Origin of the sequence: Mesorhizobium loti R88b (genome assembly GCF_013170845.1) — a bacterium.
Lineage (GTDB): Bacteria > Pseudomonadota > Alphaproteobacteria > Rhizobiales > Rhizobiaceae > Mesorhizobium > Mesorhizobium loti_B.
On the sequence record NZ_CP033367.1, the window covers coordinates 3192695 to 3209466 of the forward strand.

Annotated in this window: 15 protein-coding genes; 4 read left to right on the forward strand and 11 right to left on the reverse strand. The window is 64.1% G+C overall.

Annotated elements, in window-relative coordinates; genetic code table 11:
- From EB235_RS15660 to EB235_RS15685, 6 genes are all read right to left on the reverse strand, one after another.
- The gene (locus EB235_RS15660) at nt 1–1149 is read right to left on the reverse strand and encodes an ABC transporter ATP-binding protein (RefSeq protein ID WP_027030102.1); all 1149 of its coding nucleotides are present in this window, start codon (nt 1147–1149) and stop codon (nt 1–3) included.
- Nucleotides 1142–2284: an ABC transporter substrate-binding protein gene (locus EB235_RS15665; RefSeq protein WP_027030101.1), complete on the reverse strand. Its 1143-nt coding sequence runs from the start codon at nt 2282–2284 to the stop codon at nt 1142–1144. The genes EB235_RS15660 and EB235_RS15665 overlap by 8 nt, the downstream gene beginning before the upstream one ends.
- Complete coding sequence (locus EB235_RS15670) at nt 2281–3120, reverse strand: ABC transporter permease (RefSeq protein WP_027030100.1); 840 nt, start codon at nt 3118–3120, stop codon at nt 2281–2283. The genes EB235_RS15665 and EB235_RS15670 overlap by 4 nt, the downstream gene beginning before the upstream one ends.
- Before the next feature lie 13 nt (nt 3121–3133).
- Nucleotides 3134–4012 carry an ABC transporter permease gene (locus EB235_RS15675; RefSeq protein ID WP_032925467.1) on the reverse strand — a complete coding sequence of 293 codons (879 nt, stop codon included), beginning with the start codon at nt 4010–4012 and terminating at the stop codon, nt 3134–3136.
- 124 nt (nt 4013–4136) lie between these two features.
- On the reverse strand, nt 4137–6023 hold the full coding sequence (gene htpG, locus EB235_RS15680) for a molecular chaperone HtpG (RefSeq protein WP_027030098.1): 1887 nt from the start codon (nt 6021–6023) through the stop codon (nt 4137–4139).
- A 216-nt stretch (nt 6024–6239) separates the two neighbouring features.
- Nucleotides 6240–7103 (reverse strand): hypothetical protein, encoded by an 864-nt coding sequence (locus tag EB235_RS15685; protein WP_245268801.1) that lies wholly within the window; start codon nt 7101–7103, stop codon nt 6240–6242.
- Between the two features lie 357 nt (nt 7104–7460).
- Here EB235_RS15685 and EB235_RS15690 point away from each other — a divergent pair, with 357 nt between their 5' ends.
- A complete protein-coding gene (locus EB235_RS15690) occupies nt 7461–7742 on the forward strand; it encodes a hypothetical protein (protein WP_245268800.1) in 282 nt (93 codons plus the stop codon).
- A gap of 156 nt (nt 7743–7898) precedes the next feature.
- On the opposite strand, the gene EB235_RS15695 is transcribed toward EB235_RS15690, so the two are convergent.
- From EB235_RS15695 to EB235_RS15705, 3 genes are all read right to left on the reverse strand, one after another.
- A complete protein-coding gene (locus EB235_RS15695) occupies nt 7899–9437 on the reverse strand; it encodes a hypothetical protein (RefSeq protein WP_027030095.1) in 1539 nt (512 codons plus the stop codon).
- Complete coding sequence (locus EB235_RS15700) at nt 9434–10186, reverse strand: ABC transporter ATP-binding protein (RefSeq protein ID WP_027030094.1); 753 nt, start codon at nt 10184–10186, stop codon at nt 9434–9436. Before EB235_RS15700 ends, EB235_RS15695 begins: the two co-directional genes overlap by 4 nt.
- Before the next feature lie 336 nt (nt 10187–10522).
- Nucleotides 10523–11497: a nucleoside hydrolase gene (locus EB235_RS15705; RefSeq protein ID WP_027030093.1), complete on the reverse strand. Its 975-nt coding sequence runs from the start codon at nt 11495–11497 to the stop codon at nt 10523–10525.
- 183 nt (nt 11498–11680) lie between these two features.
- Between EB235_RS15705 and EB235_RS15710 the strand changes: the two genes are divergently transcribed.
- A complete protein-coding gene (locus EB235_RS15710) occupies nt 11681–12130 on the forward strand; it encodes a hypothetical protein (protein ID WP_027030092.1) in 450 nt (149 codons plus the stop codon).
- Nucleotides 12131–12244: 114 nt separating this feature from the next.
- A complete protein-coding gene (locus tag EB235_RS15715) occupies nt 12245–13228 on the forward strand; it encodes a methyltransferase (protein ID WP_027030091.1) in 984 nt (327 codons plus the stop codon).
- 45 nt (nt 13229–13273) lie between these two features.
- On the opposite strand, the gene EB235_RS15720 is transcribed toward EB235_RS15715, so the two are convergent.
- Both EB235_RS15720 and EB235_RS15725 read right to left on the reverse strand, forming a co-directional pair.
- Nucleotides 13274–14920 carry an acyl-CoA synthetase gene (locus tag EB235_RS15720; protein ID WP_027030090.1) on the reverse strand — a complete coding sequence of 549 codons (1647 nt, stop codon included), beginning with the start codon at nt 14918–14920 and terminating at the stop codon, nt 13274–13276.
- Nucleotides 14921–15015: 95 nt separating this feature from the next.
- Nucleotides 15016–15909: a LysR family transcriptional regulator gene (locus EB235_RS15725; protein ID WP_027030089.1), complete on the reverse strand. Its 894-nt coding sequence runs from the start codon at nt 15907–15909 to the stop codon at nt 15016–15018.
- A 102-nt stretch (nt 15910–16011) separates the two neighbouring features.
- Here EB235_RS15725 and EB235_RS15730 point away from each other — a divergent pair, with 102 nt between their 5' ends.
- Entirely contained in the window at nt 16012–16770 is a 759-nt protein-coding gene (locus EB235_RS15730; protein ID WP_027030088.1) for an SDR family oxidoreductase, read from the forward strand.
- Nucleotides 16771–16772: the final 2 nt, after the last annotated feature.

Below are 16772 nucleotides of genomic sequence, written 5' to 3' on the forward strand. Positions count from 1 at the left end.
TCACGAAATCCGCTGACCGTTCTCGTCGAGCAGGACGCAGCCTTCGGGATCGAACCCAAGATCGATCGCCTCGCCTTCGCCAAGGACGCGACCGCTGATCGGCGCGTTGGCGCGGATGCTGGTGTTGGCGCCAATGTCGATCTCGTAGATGGCACTGCCACCCAGATAGGACGCGGAGACGACGCGGCCGGACAGTCGGTTGCCGCCCGCTGCCGCGCCGACCGACAGTTTCTGCGGCCGCAGCACGACAGTGACCTTGCTGCCATCGGCAAGCGGCCTTGGGCAGGCCACGTTGATCGTCTGGCCGGTGGCAAGCACCACCGCCTTCCCGGATCGGCTCACGGTCCCGGCAAGCATGTTGGCCTTGCCGAGGAAATTGGCGACGAAGGCCGTGGCGGGCTCATCGTAGACCTCCTGCGGCGTGCCGATCTGCTCCACCGCGCCCGCGTTCATCACCACGATGCGATCCGACATGGAGAGCGCTTCTTCCTGGTCGTGGGTGACGAAGATGGCGGTGATGCCGGTTTCCTTCTGGATCTTCTTGATCTCGACGCGCATCTCCTCGCGCATGTTGGCGTCCAGCGCCGACAGCGGCTCGTCGAGCAGCAGCACCTGCGGCTCGAAGACGATGGCGCGGGCAAGCGCGATGCGCTGCTGCTGGCCGCCCGACAGCTGCGACGGCAGCTTCTTCTCGCTGCCCGGCAGCCGCACCATCTCGAGCGCCTGGCCGACCCTGCGCACGATCTCGGGCTTCGGCACATTGCGGTACTTCAGGCCGAAGGCGACATTGTCGAACACGGTCTTGTGCGGGAACAGCGCGTAGCTCTGGAAGACCAGCCCGATGTTGCGCTTGTAGATCGGCACGTCGTCGACCCGGCGCCCATCGATCATGATTTGGCCCTCCGAAATGTCGACCAGCCCTGCGATGGACCGCAGGATCGTGGTCTTGCCGCAGCCCGAAGGGCCAAGCAAGGTGACGAAGCTGCCCTTGGCGATCGAGAGCGAGAAATCGCGTACGGCGACGAACTTGCCATAGGCGATGTCGATGTCGCGGAACTCGACCGCCGGGCTGTTCGCCCCGGCGGCCGCGCCCGCGCCTGCTGCCCCCGCCGAGGCCGGCCGGGGAATGGATGTCGTGGCCTCAGGCACCCTTCGAGATCCTGTTCCACTGCTTGGTCCAGGCGTCCTCGTTGGTCGCCCAGTAGACGGGGTCGGCGAAGGTCAGGGCCTTCATCGTGCCCGACTTGTCGAAGGCCGGCAGCTTCTCGATCTTCTCGGTGAGCTTGACCTTTGTCGGGTCGAGCGACGGCGGGTAGCTCTGGCCCTCGGCCACCGCGATCGAGGTTGCCGGGTCGAGCATGAAGTTGATCAGCTCCTCGCACTCGGCCATCGGCGAACCCTTCAGGATCAGCATGTCCTCCATCCAGGCATAGGAGCCGGCCGGATCGAGATAGCCGATCGGGGCGCCCTGATCCTGCAAGGCGGCGACGCGGCCCGACCATGCGTCGGTCACCACGATCTCGCCCTTGGAAAGCAGGTCCATCAGCTCAGCGCCGGAACTCCAGAACTTCTTGGCGAGGTCGCGCGTCTCGCGCACCTTGGCCCAGATCGCGTCCATGTCCTTGAGGTTGTTGGGATCCTGGCCGGTGGCAAGGGCCGCGTACCAGACGCGCGTGGTCATGTCGGAATAGCCGCCGACCTTGCCGGCATATTTCTTGTCGAGCAGCAGTGCGGCGCCCTTTTCCTTGGCTTCCTCGGGCGAGATCACCTTGGTGTTGTAGGCGATGCCTGTCGTGCCGTAGTCGTAAGGCACGGCCGACAGTTTCGGCGTTAGCTTGCGGAACGGCTCGATCATCGGCTGCAGCACATTGACCATGTTGGGAATGTTGGCCTCGTTGATCTCCGAGGTCAGGCCGGCATTCACATATTTGATGTAGTAGTTGACGCCCGAGGAATGGATGACCTGGTAGTCGCCGGGCTTGGAGGTCTTGATCTTGGTGATGATCTCGTCCTCGTCGCCGAACGTGCCCTGGACCACCTTGAGCTTGGTCTTGGCCGTGTAGGGCTGGAAGGCATATTTGTCGATCGCGTCCTGCACCGTGCCGCCCCAGCCGTCGAAGCGAACCTCTTCGACCGCGGCGAGCGCTTGCCGCATCCAGGGCATGTCGAGGCCCGCCGCGGCGGCCGCGGCCGCGGTCAGCGTCAGGAAGGTGCGGCGACTGAGATCGCCGTTCTGGTATCGGTCGTGCAGCCTTTCAAGCCGCTTGCTGTTGTTCAGTTTCATCGTGCTTCCTCCGTTGGTTGGCCGCGTCTTTTCAATCTGGTCAGGCTTTGCAGGATCAGGCCGCCGAGCAGCGGGATGCCGACGGTCACCAGGATCATCACGGTGCCGAGCGCGTTGATCTCCGGACTGATCGAGATCTTGAGCATCGACAGGATCTGGGTGGGCATGGTTTCGACACCGGCCGGCCGCCAGAACAGGCTGGCCGATGTGTTGTCGAACGAGATGGTGAAGGCAAGCAGCGCACCGCCGACGACGGCGGGGATAAGCAGCGGCAGCGTGATCTCGCGGAAGGACGAGACCCTTGAGGCGCCGAGCGAAAGGGCGGCTTCCTCATAGACACGGCGGATGCCGACCATGCGCGCCTGGGTGATCAGCACCACATAGGGCACCGCCAGCAGGATATGGCCGAGCACCAGCAAAAGCATGGTCCGCGGCTGGTCGATCGCCTTGATCAGCACCAGCAGGCCGACGCCCAGAATGGTTTCCGGCACCAGCGCCGGCAGGATCACCAGCGTGCTCAGCGCCTGCTTGCCGGGGAATTCGAAGCGTACCAGCGCAAAGGCGGTGACGACGCCTATCGCCGTGGTGACGGCTGATGTGACCAGCGCGATCCACAGCGAGGTGCGGAAGGCGGTCAGCACTTGCTCGTTGGCCATCAGCTTGGCGTACCATTGCAGGGAAAAGCCGGTCATCGGGAAGCCGCCGAACATCGAGGCGTTGAAGGACAGGATCACCGTCGCCACGATCGGCGCGAACATGAAGATGTAGACGCAGAGCGTGACGAAGCCGGTCAGCCGCCAGGCCCATCTGCCTTCCTGCTTGCGCCTCGCCTTCATCCATTCGCCCCCTTCATCCAGCAAGTCCTTTGACGATCTGCGACATGCCCATGTAGCGGGTGTAGACAGCGGCGAAGAAGCCGAGCACGACGAACAGCACGATCGACAGCGTGGCGCCCATCGGCCAGTTCAGTTCGCCCATGATGGTGTCGTAGATCAGATTGCCGAACAGCGCGTCGCGGCCGGACCCCAGCAATTGCGGCGTCACATAGCTGCCGGCGGCCAGCACGAAGCAGAGCAGCAGGCCTGCCGCTAGGCCAGGCAGGGACAGCGGCAGCGTCACTTCGCGAAATGCCTGCGCGCTGGTGCAGCCCATCGAGCGGGCCGCCGCGATCAACGTGCGGTCGATGCTCTCAAGGCTGACATAGACGTTGAGGATCATGTAGGGCAGCAGGAAGTGCAGCATGCCGAGGATCACCGCGCCCTCATTGTAGAGCATCGGCAGCGGCTCGTTGATGATCCCCAGCTTCAGCAGCGCGACGTTGATGACGCCCTGTTCGCCCAGGATGTTGATCCACGAAAAGGTGCGGATGGTGAAGCTGATCCAGAACGGCACGATGAGCAGAAGCAGCAGCAGCCATTTGTGCTTGAAGGTCGTCGCCCAGATGAAATAGGCCGGAAAATAGCCTAGCACCCCGCAGAGCACCGCCGTCATGGCGCCGACCCGCAGCGTCTTCACAAGGAAGCCGGAATAGTAGCTGTCGGTGAAGAATTCATGCCAGTTCGCGGTCGTCAGCGCGCTGGTTTCCACCCCGGCGGTGACGAAGGTGAAGAAGGTGTAGGCGGTCATCACCGCGATCGGCAGAACCAGGAAGAAGATCAGCAGCAGGAACACCGGCGCGACGAGCATCCAGGCCAGCCGTGGATCATACAATGTCCATCGTCGTTTCATGAGCACCCGGTGCGCTTTCTTTGAAGCGCCTGTTTTGTTCCCGGTGCCAGATTGGGTGATCGCAGGCCCGATGTCTACACCAGGCGATTGAGCCAGTGTCGAGGACGGGTTGGTCGGCGCTGCCTCAGCCCTTGGAAATCCCCCGCGCAATCAACCGGGCGAGGCGCTCCGAAAACGCCCTGGCGTCGGCCGGCTTGTCGCCGTCGAGCACGCGGGCCTCGTCATAGAGAAGATGGGCGGCGTCGTCCTTGAAGGCCTGGTCGTCGTCGCCGAGGCTGGCCAGCGCCAGCACGCGTTCGTGGCGCGGGTTGATTTCCAGGATGGGCCTGGCTGCCTTGTCGAGGCGGCCGGCGGCGTTCATCAGCCGCTCGAACTGCCGGTCGGGACCATGCTCGGGGGCGACCAGGCAGACGGCACTTTCAGTCAGGCGGTCGGACGCCTTGACGTCGGAGACGGCGTCGCCAAGCGCCGATTTGACGAAAGCCAGGAAGCTGTCGACTTCCGGCGTCGCCGCTGTCTCCGGCTTGTTGGCCTCGTCGAGCAGCGGGATCTCGGACAGCTCAGCCCCGCCTTGCGTCACCGACTTGAACGGCTTGCCATCGAAGTCCGGCGCCATCGTCACCCAGAAACTGTCGACCGGGTCGGTCAACAGCAGGACCTCGATGCCGCGCGCCTTGAACCCTTCGAGCTGCGGCGAGGCTTCGAGCCGCGCGCGGTCGTCGCCGGCGATGAAGAAGATCGCCTTCTGGCCTTCCTTCATCGCGGCGACATAGTCGGCAAGGCCGCGCCAGCCTTCGCCCGACGCGGTCGAGTGGAAGCGGGCGAGCTTCAGCAATTGCTCGCGGCGCTCATGGTCCTCGTAGAGGCCTTCCTTGAGGACGACGCCGAAATTCTCCCAGATCTTGGCGTAGGCCTCGGCGTCGTTTTCGGCCAGCTTGACGAGGTCGCCGAGCACGCGGTTTGTCAGGCCCTTGCGGATCGCGGCCAGCAGCGGGCTTTCCTGGATCATCTCGCGCGAGACGTTGAGCGGCAGGTCGGCGGAATCGACCAGCCCGCGCACGAAGCGCAGATAGCGCGGCAGAAGGTCGGCATCGTCGGTGATGAAGACGCGGCGCACATAGAGCTTCATGCGGCCCTTGCGGTCCTGGTCGAAGAGGTCGAACGGCCGCGATCCCGGCACGAAGGCGAGCACGGAATATTCCTGCCGGCCCTCGGCGCGAAAATGGATGGTGGCGGCCGGCTCGTCATACTGGCCGGACAGACCGCGGTAGAAGTCGGTGTATTCTTCCGGCTTGATCTCGCTCTTCGGCCTGACCCAGAGTGCGGTGCCATCGGCGATGTCGCGCGCCTCGGCGCCGGGTTTTTCGATGAATGTAATCGGCACCGGCACGTGGCCCGACTGCGACTTGGCCAGTTGCTCGAGTTGGTAGGATCCGGTGTAGGAGGCGGCGTCGTCCATCAGATGCAGCACGACGCGGGTGCCGCGCTTGGGGGCGGCTTCGAGCGGGGCAGGGGCGATCTCGTAGGAACCCTTGCCGTCGGAGGACCAGCGCCAGGCCTCCCCGCTGCCCGCCAAGCGGCTGATGACGTCGACGCGGTCCGCCACCATGAACGCCGAATAGAAGCCGACGCCGAACTGACCGATGAGCTGCGTGTCCTCGGAGCCGGAACCAAGGCGCTCGACAAAGGCACGCGTGCCAGAGCGGGCGATGGTGCCCAGCGCTTCCGCCATGTCGTCACGGCTCATGCCGATGCCATTGTCCTCGACGGTGATCTGCTTGTTGTCGGGATCGGCTGAAATCGAGATGCGCGGCTTGGGGTCGTCGCCCAGCAATTCCGGATGGCTGACGGCCTCGAAGCGCAGCTTCTCGCAGGCGTCGGCGGCGTTGGAAATCAGCTCGCGCAGGAAGACGTCCTTATCGGAATAAACCGAGTGCACCATCATGTGCAGCAGCCGCGAAACATCCGCCTCGAACGCCCTGGTTTCCGTCGCTTTGGTATCCGTCGTCATTTCGGTTTTCCCACGCTGTTCATCCGCCCGCCGCGCTGAAGCGCCTGCGGGACTTTCTTTCAACCATTTTTAAGGGCGCTGGCAACTCGGCAGGTGCCAGCGCGACGACAATATTGTGATGGGATGCGAGGGTGACAAGGGGTGAGAACTTTGCGCCGGCGGCGACGCTGCCAATCTCCCCCACGAGGGGGGAGATTGGAAGTTTCCGCGTCGCGCTTACTTCCCCGCCATCTTATCGGCCAGCGCCTGCGCCTGGGCGAGCAGTGCGGGGTAGACGGCATTCGCCGGCAGGTTCTTGCCCATGCAGTCGCGGAAGTCGTTGTCGGCTTTTTCCCAGGCGGCGTTGGCGGCGTCGGATGTGCCTTCGTCGCTGTCGTCGGTGGCCTGCTTGGCTAGTTTCTGGGCGGCGGCGTCGGCGGCGGCCCACCCGGCGTCGCAGGCAGCGATCTTCGGGACGGGCGGTGTCGCGGGCGCTTCGGCGATCAGGACGCTGTTGCCCTTGACGACCGTGACGACGACCTGCTGGTCGTAATTCGGGCCGACATCCTGTGCCCAGCCGCCCAGGCGGGCGATCGCCATGTCGGCGCCCTCGGGTTTCTTCAGCGCGAAGTCGAGCGTGCCGGTGAAGGCGGCGTCGCTGCCGATGGCCTGGGTGTAGAAGGCGTCGAGCTTCAGCGCGGCGTCGAAGCTGGCGGGCAGTTTGAGGTCGGCATCCGTCTCCGAGGCGCGCGACTTGAGCCAGCGCTCGACCAGCCCGCGTGTCGAGGCCACGATGCTGGGGCCTTCGTCGGTGCCGTGGCGCAGCCCGTCCAGCATGCCGAAGCCGACATCGGAGGAGCTGAGGCTTTCCAAGTTGATCGTGCCGGCCGCCGGGAAATCCTTGACCGTGAAGGGGCCAAGCAGGGCGTTGAGACGCGTTTCGAGATCGGCGCGGGCTTTTTCATTGGCCGCATCGACCGTTTCCACCGGGGTGTTGGCGCTGTCCATCGCAGCGATGGCCGCAATCGCCTTGTCGCGCGCGGCGATATAATCATCCTCGGGCGCGGCGGCGAAAGCCGTGGTGCTCGCGAGTGCAAACATGACCGTCCAGACCAACCGCATGACAGAACCTTTCTTCGTGGCGATCAACAGGCAAGGCAGCCATCGGGCAGCTTTGCGGCTATTGCGCGGCAGGAAACGCCGAAGCGAAACATCCTGATCGGGGAGGCAGGCCAAGCGTCGCCATTAACCATCGATTAACTATCCATTCGCCTTTGAATCAAATCTGACGGATACTGTTTCCTGGCCAGACGAGGTTGCCCAAGAGGCCGGAGAAGACAGCAATCATCAGTCCTGTGCCGTTCAGTTCGCGCAGGGTCTGAACTCAAAAAAGAAGCGACGGACCACCGTCGCCTTTACGGGGAGGCGTCAGCATCATTTTTGATGTGGAGCGCCAGAATGAAGATCGAAGACGCAGTTATGGCCGCGACAGCCGACGCCAACGCGCTGCTGTCATGCCTGGGACAGCCCGTCGTCGCCTACCACGTTACGGAGATCATGCGAGAGGCCGACCGGGAATACGCAAGGCTGATGCAGCTTGCCCTGATGCAACGAAGCATCGAGGCGCTGGTCGATGACGGGCTGGAGGATGCGGTGGCGGAGCGGTTTGCGGCGCAGTTCGGTGGACGGGTTGGTTCGGCCTGGAGGCTGCTGCACGCTGCGGATGGCGTGGCGCATTGAGTTTGTGCAAGTGGACACATGGCGGCAATGCGCCTTATGTCGGCCGTTGAAGTCAGCTTTTCTATCTTCCGCAAGCAGTCATCCAGTGTGATTGCTGGATCGGCATTTGCTCTAGAGGCGGACTTTGGACGATTGTCGGAGACAGGTCGGACTCACCTATCCCGTCGCTTTTGGCGCGGCGAAATAAGTTACCACCAGCGTCAGCAGGGTCAGGATCCCGGCAACGACGCTGGCTGCTGTAAAGCCACCAGCGTAGAGGGCGGCGGTGCCTGCCCAGCCGACTGACGAAAACCCTTCGGCGAATGTCGCGATGCGCGAGGAGGTCTGGCGACGATGAAATTGGGCACGCCGCGCCTGCGCGCGGAACCAAAGCTGGATCATCGTCGCCGAGATCGCCGCCAGTGCCGACCCGGCTGCCAGAACCAACGCGTGTCGAGGCGAAACCATCGCGAAAGCCAGGACGAATGGGGCGATGACAACTATGATCGCGCGCAAAACCGCCTCGACCTTTGCGCGTATGATGGTTGTCGCGGTCACCGGCGCGGTCGCCACCAGGTCGGGTGCATCCTCACCGGAAATGGCAAGCCAGGCCAGACCGCCGGCCAACTGCCCAGATGCCATCACCAGCACGGGGATGATCAGAACCAGCGCGTCCGTGCCGTGGCCATAACTCTTCCATAGCAATATCGCGGGTGGCAGCATGTAGAGCAGTTGCATCAGGCTTTGCGATATGAGCCAGGGATCGCGCAGCAACAATGTCCATTCCTTGCGGCGCAAGGCGTGTCCCGGCGACGTCAGACGAAACGACGCTGCCTTGCCTTGGCGGATCGAACCGCTCTCGCCAATGTTGGCGGTGAGCGCCGTGTAGTGCACGAAGCGCCATGAGAAAATTGCAATGGCGGCGGTGGCCAGAGCCACAGCACAGAAAAGGACCCAGGCCAGCCTCTCGCCGTCGCCAAGCGCGGCTCGCGCCGGCCACCACACCAGGCTGTCCTCGGGCGGTGAAAGCGCAATTACCCACTCGTCCCTCAAGACCGCCAACTGCGAGAGCGTGTCGGTCGTGAAGATAGCGATGACCTGCAGCGAGATGACGAACAGCGCGCCGACGACTGCGGCCACAAACTGGGCGGCAAAGCGCGTGCGCCGCGGGCCGACGACGTTGAACAAAAACGCGGTCAGCGTGATGGCCAGAGCAGCTGCAACGCACCCCGTCGAGAACACCACGCCATAGGCGGCCAGCCATTGAGCTCCCTGGCGCCAAGCTAAGACGTTGATGAAGGGCGATGCGATCAGCATCGCCATGGTGCCGATCGAAATCGCGATCATCGTCAGGCGCACGACAAAGACCCGCCGCAGCGCCACCGGGGATGAATGCAGCAATTCCAGATCGGCGCGGGCATACAGCACACGGGTCGCCGCTTCCATCGCCTGCGAGGTCATCAGGAAGAAATAGAGCAGCACACCGCTAGTCAGCAGTAGATAGTTGGCACGCAAAACGGGAAAATCGGCGGCGGTGAAACGTCCAATCACAAATAACGCAAAGGCATGCGCGAGCAGCACGCCGACTATCAAGAATATGCCTAACCTGCGCGAACGCTTCTTGTTGCCCGCAGTGAAGAGATAGAACCAGTCGCGCCAGGAGAGGCGCAATTCATGTGCCGCCAGCCAACCGATCGTTGCGGGATCGGCGCTCATGCCGCTTCGGCCACCAGAGCCAGGAAGGTATCTTCGAGGGTTCCCGCGCCATGGCCGGCCTGCCGCCGCAGCTGCTCGAAAGTGCCCTCGGCGATCAGCCTGCCCTTGGCAATGACTCCGATGCGTTCAGCCATGCGTTCGGCCACCTCCAGAATGTGCGTCGTCATTATGACCGTTGCGCCGGCATCGACGCGTTCGCGCAACACCCGCTTGACCTGACGTGCCGAGCCGGCATCAAGGCCGGTCAGCGGCTCGTCAAGGATGATGATTTCCGGGTCATGGACCAATGCTCCGGCCAACGCCACCTTCTGTCGCATGCCCTTCGAAAAGCCGCTGCAATGCGTGTGTGCATGCGGCGTCAGGTCCAGTAGATCGAACAGCTGCCTTGCCCGTTCCTGTGCCGTGCTTGCCTTGACGCTCCACAGACCGGCGACGAATTCGAGATACTCGAATGGCGTGAGCTTGTCGTAGATCATCGGTTCGTCCGATATCCAGGCAACGATGCGCTTGGCTTCGACCGGGCTTCGGAGCGCGTCGCGACCCGCAATGGTGATCGTTCCCGCATCCGGCAGGAGCAGCCCCGCGACCATGCGCAGCGTCGTTGTCTTTCCGGCGCCATTTGGGCCAAGAAGGCCGTAAAACTCGCCCGCCCTGACGGTCAGGTCGAGGCCAGCCACCGCAGGCTTGTCGAAGCTCTTGTAGAGTCCACGAATTTCGAGCGCGTTCGCAGTCGTCGTCTTATCGGCCATGGCAGTCTCCAATGGATGGAGTTGGTAGCCCGGCAACGGTTTCCCAGGGGTGAAGGCCGCATCCGTGCGTGAGACACCGTGTCCCATTGGTTAACGAACGGTCATCGGACCCCATGCCCGCCGATCATCCGGGCTAGGCTACCCTGGCAGGGTAGCGGATGAGCACGCTGCAGCGCTCGGTGTTGGCTGAGCATCTGTCTGGAGGCCTCGGCGCAGCCGGAGAACGGATCGCCATCCGATAGAATGCTTGCCACCTGGACCAAGGTCAGCTTTTCGAGATCATTCGCCGTTAAGCGGACAGTCAGCTATCGGCCCATAGCGGTCACAAAGCCTGGCTCACCCCTTCTCCCTCACCAGCCGCTCCAGCGCATCCACGATCAGGTCGCAGAACTTCGCATGGTCGAGCTTCATCGCCACGGTGTGGCGGAAGTCGGTCTGCTCGCTCGCCGTGCCGCCGAAATGGTGCATGCCGCCCATTTTCTCGAAATTGCAGACCGTCATGCCCTTGGTCCAGCGGCCGGCAAGCTCGACGCGGATGTCGGCCTTCTCGGTGGTGAAGACGGTTGGATCGATCATGGCGGCGACGCAGCAGGCGTCATGGATGGCGGGATATTCGATCTGCAGCAGGCCGCCATGCGTGGTCGCTATGAACGCCCAGATGTCGAGGATGAACTTGGCCATCGGGCCGCCGATGGCGCGCACCCTGTCCTGCAGGTCCGGGGTGGCCAGCGCCTGGTGGGTGAGGTCGAGCCCCACCATGGTGACGTCCCAATTGGCGCGGAACACCACGTCGGCGGCTTCCGGGTCGCCATAGACGTTGAACTCGGCGGCCGGCGTGATGTTGCCGCGCGTGTAGGCGCCGCCCATGGCGACGACCCGCTTCACGCGGCTGACGATGCGCGGGTCCTTGCGCACGGCGAGCGCGATGTTGGTGTAGGGGCCGACCGGCACCAGCGTGACCGTCTTCGGCTCATGCGCCATGACGGTGTCGATGATGAAGTCGATTGCGTGGCGCTTGTCGAGGTCGAACGAGGCGGGCGGCAGTACGGGGCCGTCGAGCCCGGTGTCGCCATGGATTTCGACGGCCAGCACCTGGTCGATGAGGAGCGGACCGGGCGAGCCCTTGGCCACCGGCACCTTGATGCCATAGGCGGTGCAGACGGACAGCGCGTTGCGCGTGGTGTTCTCGACATTGTGGTTGCCCGAAACCGTGGTGATGCCGAGCAGGTCGATATCAGGGTTGCCTGCCGCGAGCAGGATGGCGATGGCGTCGTCGTGCCCAGGATCGCAGTCGAGAATGATCTTTTCCATGGCGGGCACCTCCCTTGTCGGCCAAACCTGTCGCGACAAGAGACTGCCGCTCCGGGGCAGTCAAGGTTCTGGTGCTCGACCGATCCAGGCAGCAGCGTCGCCAGCACACACGCCGGTGGGAGCTGGTACTTGAACTGGTTCATGGCATAGTGTCAGCCGCTCGGAAAAGCAGGTGGCTTATCAATGACCGACAATACCGGCGGCGCGGGGACGCCCAAAGTCGCGGAGCGGCCGATCTCTGACATCCTTCTGAATCAGCGTTACCGCAACCATTTGATCGGATATTTTGAGTGGGTATCGTCCCATGAAGAGCAGCGAAAATATCAAGCCGCTGTTCCGAATGTTCGCATCCCGCACGAAGCTTTCAATCAATGGGGTGACTATGCGTCCGATGAAGTCCTCGAGCACTATGCTGAACCGGTGTTCTCCATCGACGAGCAGCAAGCACTTCGGGATTATCGCACTGTGTTGAACCGCGTATCTGATGATACGCCGAAAATGTTACCCCCGCTCGAGCAAGTGATAGGAACTGAGCCTTGGGAGCGGCTGAGACGTGCTGCGGCCAGAGCCTTGGAGGTTTTCATGCGCCGGGGGCCATTCGATTGGGAGGTCGAGCAATTCCCAGCGGTTTGAGACCCAACTGTTCCCTTAGGCCTTCCGCCTCTCGACCTCTGCCTTGCTCGGTAAGAACCGCTGGATCTGGGAACTTGTTCGAAGCCGATCCTGGATGGAGGAAGGGGGTGTGACATGGTGGATTCCGATCGGATCGACAGGCTGATCGCAGCGGTGCCTGAGGCCCTGGCGCTTCGCGCCGGGCTGGAGCTTGGCATCTTCACCCGGCTCGCTGGCGATGCGGCGACCGCCGACAGCCTCGGGGCGGCGCTCAACGTCGAGCCCGATCGTCTGTCGCGGCTCCTCTACGCGCTCGCCAGCATCCGTCTCCTCGATGTCAAGGATGGTCAATTTCGCAACGGGGCCGAAGCGTCCGCCTTCCTCGACGCGTCCAAGCCGGCCTATCGCGGCGGCGATCATGCGCTGCTGCGCGAGCTCTGGGGAGCCGACCTCTTGACCGCGGAGTCGCTGCGGCAGAGCCGGCCGGCAGCACTACACGACTTTTCCGAAGCGGGGCCTGAGTCCGCGGCGGCCTTCAGCCGCATGCTGGCACCGGGCGGGGTGATTTTCGGCCGAAACCTGGCCCGCGAGTTGGACCTCTCGGCGATCCGTTCGGTGATCGATATCGGCGGCGGCGCCGGAACCATTCTCGTCGGACTTCGCGAGCAACGACCGCAGATCGCGGCGACGCTGATGGAACTGCCGACGGTCGCGGCGGTCGCGCCAGATATCCTGGCGGAATATGGTGCCAGCGACGTGGTTGTCGAAGAAGGCGACATCACTGTCGCGCCATCGATCGGCCGGCACGATCTGGCGATCCTGAAGGCCGTCGTCCAAGTCCTTCCGCCGGACCAGGCACGCCGTTCGATCCTGAACGCGGCGCGTTGCCTCACGCAAGGAGGCGAGATCGCCATCGCGGGGTGGGGTGTCGTCGATGACGATCGCCTCGGCCCGCCCGAAGGGGTCTTTCTCAACCTCACCTTCCTGAACCTCTATCGCCACGGCGAATCCTATACGGAAGGCCAGTATCGCGCGTGGATGACCGAGGCTGGATTGCGGGACATTTCCAGGTCGCGGCTAAGCGACGGCACCACCTTGTTTCGTGGGCGCCTCGGCTGACGATCAGAGTGGCCATGGAGTTGGTCGCCTGAAGGTGCGGCCCTCTCACCCCTTCCGCTTCTCCACCTCCGCCTTCCTCAGCAGGAACCGCTGGATCTTGCCGCTTGGCGTCTTCGGCAGTTCCGCGACGAAATCGATCTCGCGCGGATAGGCGTGGGCCGAGAGCCGCTTGCGGACATGCTGCGCCAGCTCCTCGGCCAACTCCGGACTGCCCTTGTATGCGGGCGCCAGGATGACGAAGGCCTTGACGATTTCGGTGCGCTGCGGGTCGGGCACGCCGACCACGGCAGCTTCGTTGACGGCGGGATGTTCGATGAGCGCGCTTTCGACATCGAAGGGGCCGATGCGGTAGCCGGACGAGGTGATGACGTCATCGGCGCGGCCGATGAAGGAGACTGAGCCGTCCGGCTCGTATTCCACCGTGTCGCCGGTGCGGTAATAGCCATCCACAATCGCTGGCGTCTGCTCCTGATGGTAGCCGTCGAACCAGCGCAGCGGCGAATTGGCGATGTCCACGGCGAGGATGCCGGGCTGGTTGGGGCCGAGCTCGCGGCCTTCGTCGTCGAGCACCACCATGCGGTAGCCCGGCATGGCGAAACCGGCCGAGCCCGTGCGAACGGTGTGCGCGAGGCCATGATGGTTGTTGACCATCATGCCGTTCTCGGTCTGGCCGTAATGGTCGTGGATCGGCGCGGCGAGATGGGCGTCGAACCAGCGGATCACTTCCGGGTTGAGCGGCTCGCCGGCGCTGCTCACCACGCGCAGCCGGCCCTTGATGCGCGCGGCGGCCTCCGGCCCTTCGGCGAGCAGCAGACGGAAGGCGGTCGGCGAACCGGCAAGGCTGGTGACGCCGAGCCGCTCGATGACCTCATAGGTGCTTTTGGCGGTGAAGGCGCCCTCGTTGAAGGTGGTGGCGATGCCGAGCAGCAGTGGACCGGTGATGGCGTAATAGAGGCCGTAGGCCCAGCCGGCATCGGCGATGTTCCAGAAGATGTCGTCGGGGCGCAGCCCGATCGCATCGCGCATATAGGCGCCGAAAGCGAGCAGCGCGCTGAGCGGCACCGGCACGCCCTTGGGCAGGCCAGTCGTGCCCGAGGTCGACATCATCATGAACAGGTCGTCGCCCTGGCGCATCACCGGTTCGCAATCGGGGGAGGCGGCGGCGAGGGCGGCGCGGAAATCGATGTCGCCTTGGGGCAAGGCATCGCCGGCGCCAAGAATGATGGTGATCGGCGGTCCGTTCTCGATCTCGTCCAGCTTGCTGCGATTGGCCGGGTTGGTCACCACCAGTTTTGCGCCGCTGTAGCCGAGGCGATGCTCGATGGCCTTCGGGCCGAAGGCGGTGAACAGCGGCTGGTAGACGGCGCCGATGCGCCAGGTGCCGAGGATGAGCGCCACCAGTTCGGGAATGCGCGGCAGCATGCCGGCCACGACATCGCCGGGACCGACGCCGGTTGCCTTCAGGAGATTGGCGACGCGGCCCGACATATCGGCGAGGTCGTCGAAACTGAACTGCCTTAGTTCGCCACTGGCCGAGATCGCGCGCAGCGCCAGCCGGTTCTGGCCGGTATGGCGGCCGCAGCATTCGATATAGGCGTTTATGCCGGTCGCCGGGTCGCCGTCGAGCCTGGTGATTTCATCCTCGATGCGAAAGTTCGAAACGGCGTCCTCGTAGCGCGGCAAGCCGGTCATATCAGTCCTCCCTGGCGGCGCCCCATCTCCCCATGGCGCGCTGTCGCGGCAACAATGACATCAGTTCGCGCCGATGGGCAACGGCGGAGCCGTCGCTAAAGATCCGCCTCGGCGAAGATGCGCGCTGCCCAGTCGAGGAAGACGCGCAGCCGGGGCGAGAGCTGCCGGTTCTGCGGGTAGAGCGCCGACAGCGGCGTGGGTGAGGGCGGATAGCCGGCCAGCACTTCGACCAGCGTGCCATCGGCGAGGTCCTTCTCGAAGCGATAGCGGGGCGCCTGGATGAGGCCGAGGCCAAGCCGCGCGAGGTCGGCGGCGGTGTCGGAATTGTTGGCGGCGACGCGGCCCGGTAGCCGGATCTCGCGCGTCTTGCCGCCGATGGTGAATTCGAAGGGCAGCACCTCGCCGGTGCGCGAGGAGACGAAGCCGATTGCCTGATGGCCATCGAGCGCATCGGGGGAGGCGGGAGTGCCGTGGCGAGAGAGATAGGCGGGACTGGCGCAAGTCATCTCGCGGATCATGGCGAGCCGCCGCATGATCATGCCGCTGTCGGGCGGTTCGCCGACGCGGATGACGCAATCGACGCCCTCGCGCACGAGGTCGACCAGCCGGTCGCTCTGGCCGATCTGCAGATCGATGCGCGGATAACGGGCCAAGAACTCCGGCAGGCGCGGCAAAAGGAAGGTGCGGGTGAGCAGCGTGCTGGCGTCGATGCGCAGCAGGCCGAAGGGCTCTGCCTTGCGGAAGGCGGCTTCCGCATCCTCGATCTCGGCCAGGATCGACAGGCAGCGCCGGTAATAGGCCTCGCCATCCTGCGTGGCGTTGACCTGCCGTGTCGTGCGCTCCAGCAGACGGGCGCCGAGATGTTCTTCGAGGCGGCGGATCGCCTCGGTTGCGGTTGACCTGGGCAGGCCGAGATCGGCGGCGGCAGCGGTAAAGCTGCGCCGCTCCAGCACGCGCACGAAGAGCCGCATCGTATCCAGGCGATCCATGGCCTTTGTTCGCAGTTTCCGAATAGTGATGTCAAGAGACAGCTGATTATCCGGAAGTTGGCTTGGCCTATATCCGTGTCACTGACAAACGGAGAGACTTCGATGACAAACCAGCAGACAAGTACGGGTAACCCAACCAGAACCGCGATCGTGACCGGCGCCTCCAAGGGCATCGGTGCGGCGATCGCCCGGCGGCTCGCCCGCGACGGCATCGCCGTCGTCGTCAACTATGCACGGGGCCGTGCCGAAGCCGAAGCGGTCGTCGGCGCGATCGAAGCAGAAGGCGGCAAGGCGATCGCCGTGCAGGCCGATATCGCCGATCCCACGGGCATTGCCATCTTATTCGATGCCGGCGAGAAGGCCTTCGGCGGTGTCGATATCCTGGTCAACAATGCCGGCATCATGAAGCTGTCGCCGATCGCCGCGACCGACGATGCCGCGTTCGACACGCAGATCGCGATCAATCTCGGCGGCGTGTTCCGTGGCATGCGCGAAGGCGCAAAACGCCTGCGCGATGGCGGCCGCATCGTTAATTTCTCCTCGAGCGTCGTCGGCCTCTACCAGCCGGGTTACGGCGTCTATGCAGCCACCAAGGCGGCGGTCGAGGCGATGACGCACATCCTGGCCAAGGAGCTTGGCGCGCGCCGCGTCACCGTCAATGCGGTGGCGCCCGGACCGGTCGAGACCGCGCTGTTCACGGACGGCAAGAGCGCCGCGCAGATCGAGGCGACGGCCAAGATGATCCCGCTCGGCCGGCTCGGCCAGCCCGACGACATTGCCGGCGTGGTCGCGTTCCTGGCCGGGCCGGATAGCTCTTGGGTCAACGGACAAATCATCCGCGCCAATGGCGGCGTAATCTGAGG

Excerpts from the sequence above, each read along its gene's own strand:
- EB235_RS15665 (WP_027030101.1), bottom strand. The coding sequence starts at position 2,284 with ATGAAACTGAACAACAGCAAGCGGCTTGAAAGGCTGCACGACCGATAC.
- EB235_RS15670 (WP_027030100.1), bottom strand. The coding sequence starts at position 3,120 with ATGAAGGCGAGGCGCAAGCAGGAAGGCAGATGGGCCTGGCGGCTGACC.
- EB235_RS15675 (WP_032925467.1), bottom strand. The coding sequence starts at position 4,012 with ATGAAACGACGATGGACATTGTATGATCCACGGCTGGCCTGGATGCTC.
- htpG (WP_027030098.1), bottom strand. The coding sequence starts at position 6,023 with ATGACGACGGATACCAAAGCGACGGAAACCAGGGCGTTCGAGGCGGAT.
- EB235_RS15685 (WP_245268801.1), bottom strand. The coding sequence starts at position 7,103 with ATGTTTGCACTCGCGAGCACCACGGCTTTCGCCGCCGCGCCCGAGGAT.
- EB235_RS15690 (WP_245268800.1), top strand. The coding sequence starts at position 7,461 with ATGAAGATCGAAGACGCAGTTATGGCCGCGACAGCCGACGCCAACGCG.
- EB235_RS15695 (WP_027030095.1), bottom strand. The coding sequence starts at position 9,437 with ATGAGCGCCGATCCCGCAACGATCGGTTGGCTGGCGGCACATGAATTG.
- EB235_RS15700 (WP_027030094.1), bottom strand. The coding sequence starts at position 10,186 with ATGGCCGATAAGACGACGACTGCGAACGCGCTCGAAATTCGTGGACTC.
- EB235_RS15705 (WP_027030093.1), bottom strand. The coding sequence starts at position 11,497 with ATGGAAAAGATCATTCTCGACTGCGATCCTGGGCACGACGACGCCATC.
- EB235_RS15710 (WP_027030092.1), top strand. The coding sequence starts at position 11,681 with ATGACCGACAATACCGGCGGCGCGGGGACGCCCAAAGTCGCGGAGCGG.
- EB235_RS15715 (WP_027030091.1), top strand. The coding sequence starts at position 12,245 with ATGGTGGATTCCGATCGGATCGACAGGCTGATCGCAGCGGTGCCTGAG.
- EB235_RS15720 (WP_027030090.1), bottom strand. The coding sequence starts at position 14,920 with ATGACCGGCTTGCCGCGCTACGAGGACGCCGTTTCGAACTTTCGCATC.
- EB235_RS15725 (WP_027030089.1), bottom strand. The coding sequence starts at position 15,909 with ATGGATCGCCTGGATACGATGCGGCTCTTCGTGCGCGTGCTGGAGCGG.
- EB235_RS15730 (WP_027030088.1), top strand. The coding sequence starts at position 16,012 with ATGACAAACCAGCAGACAAGTACGGGTAACCCAACCAGAACCGCGATC.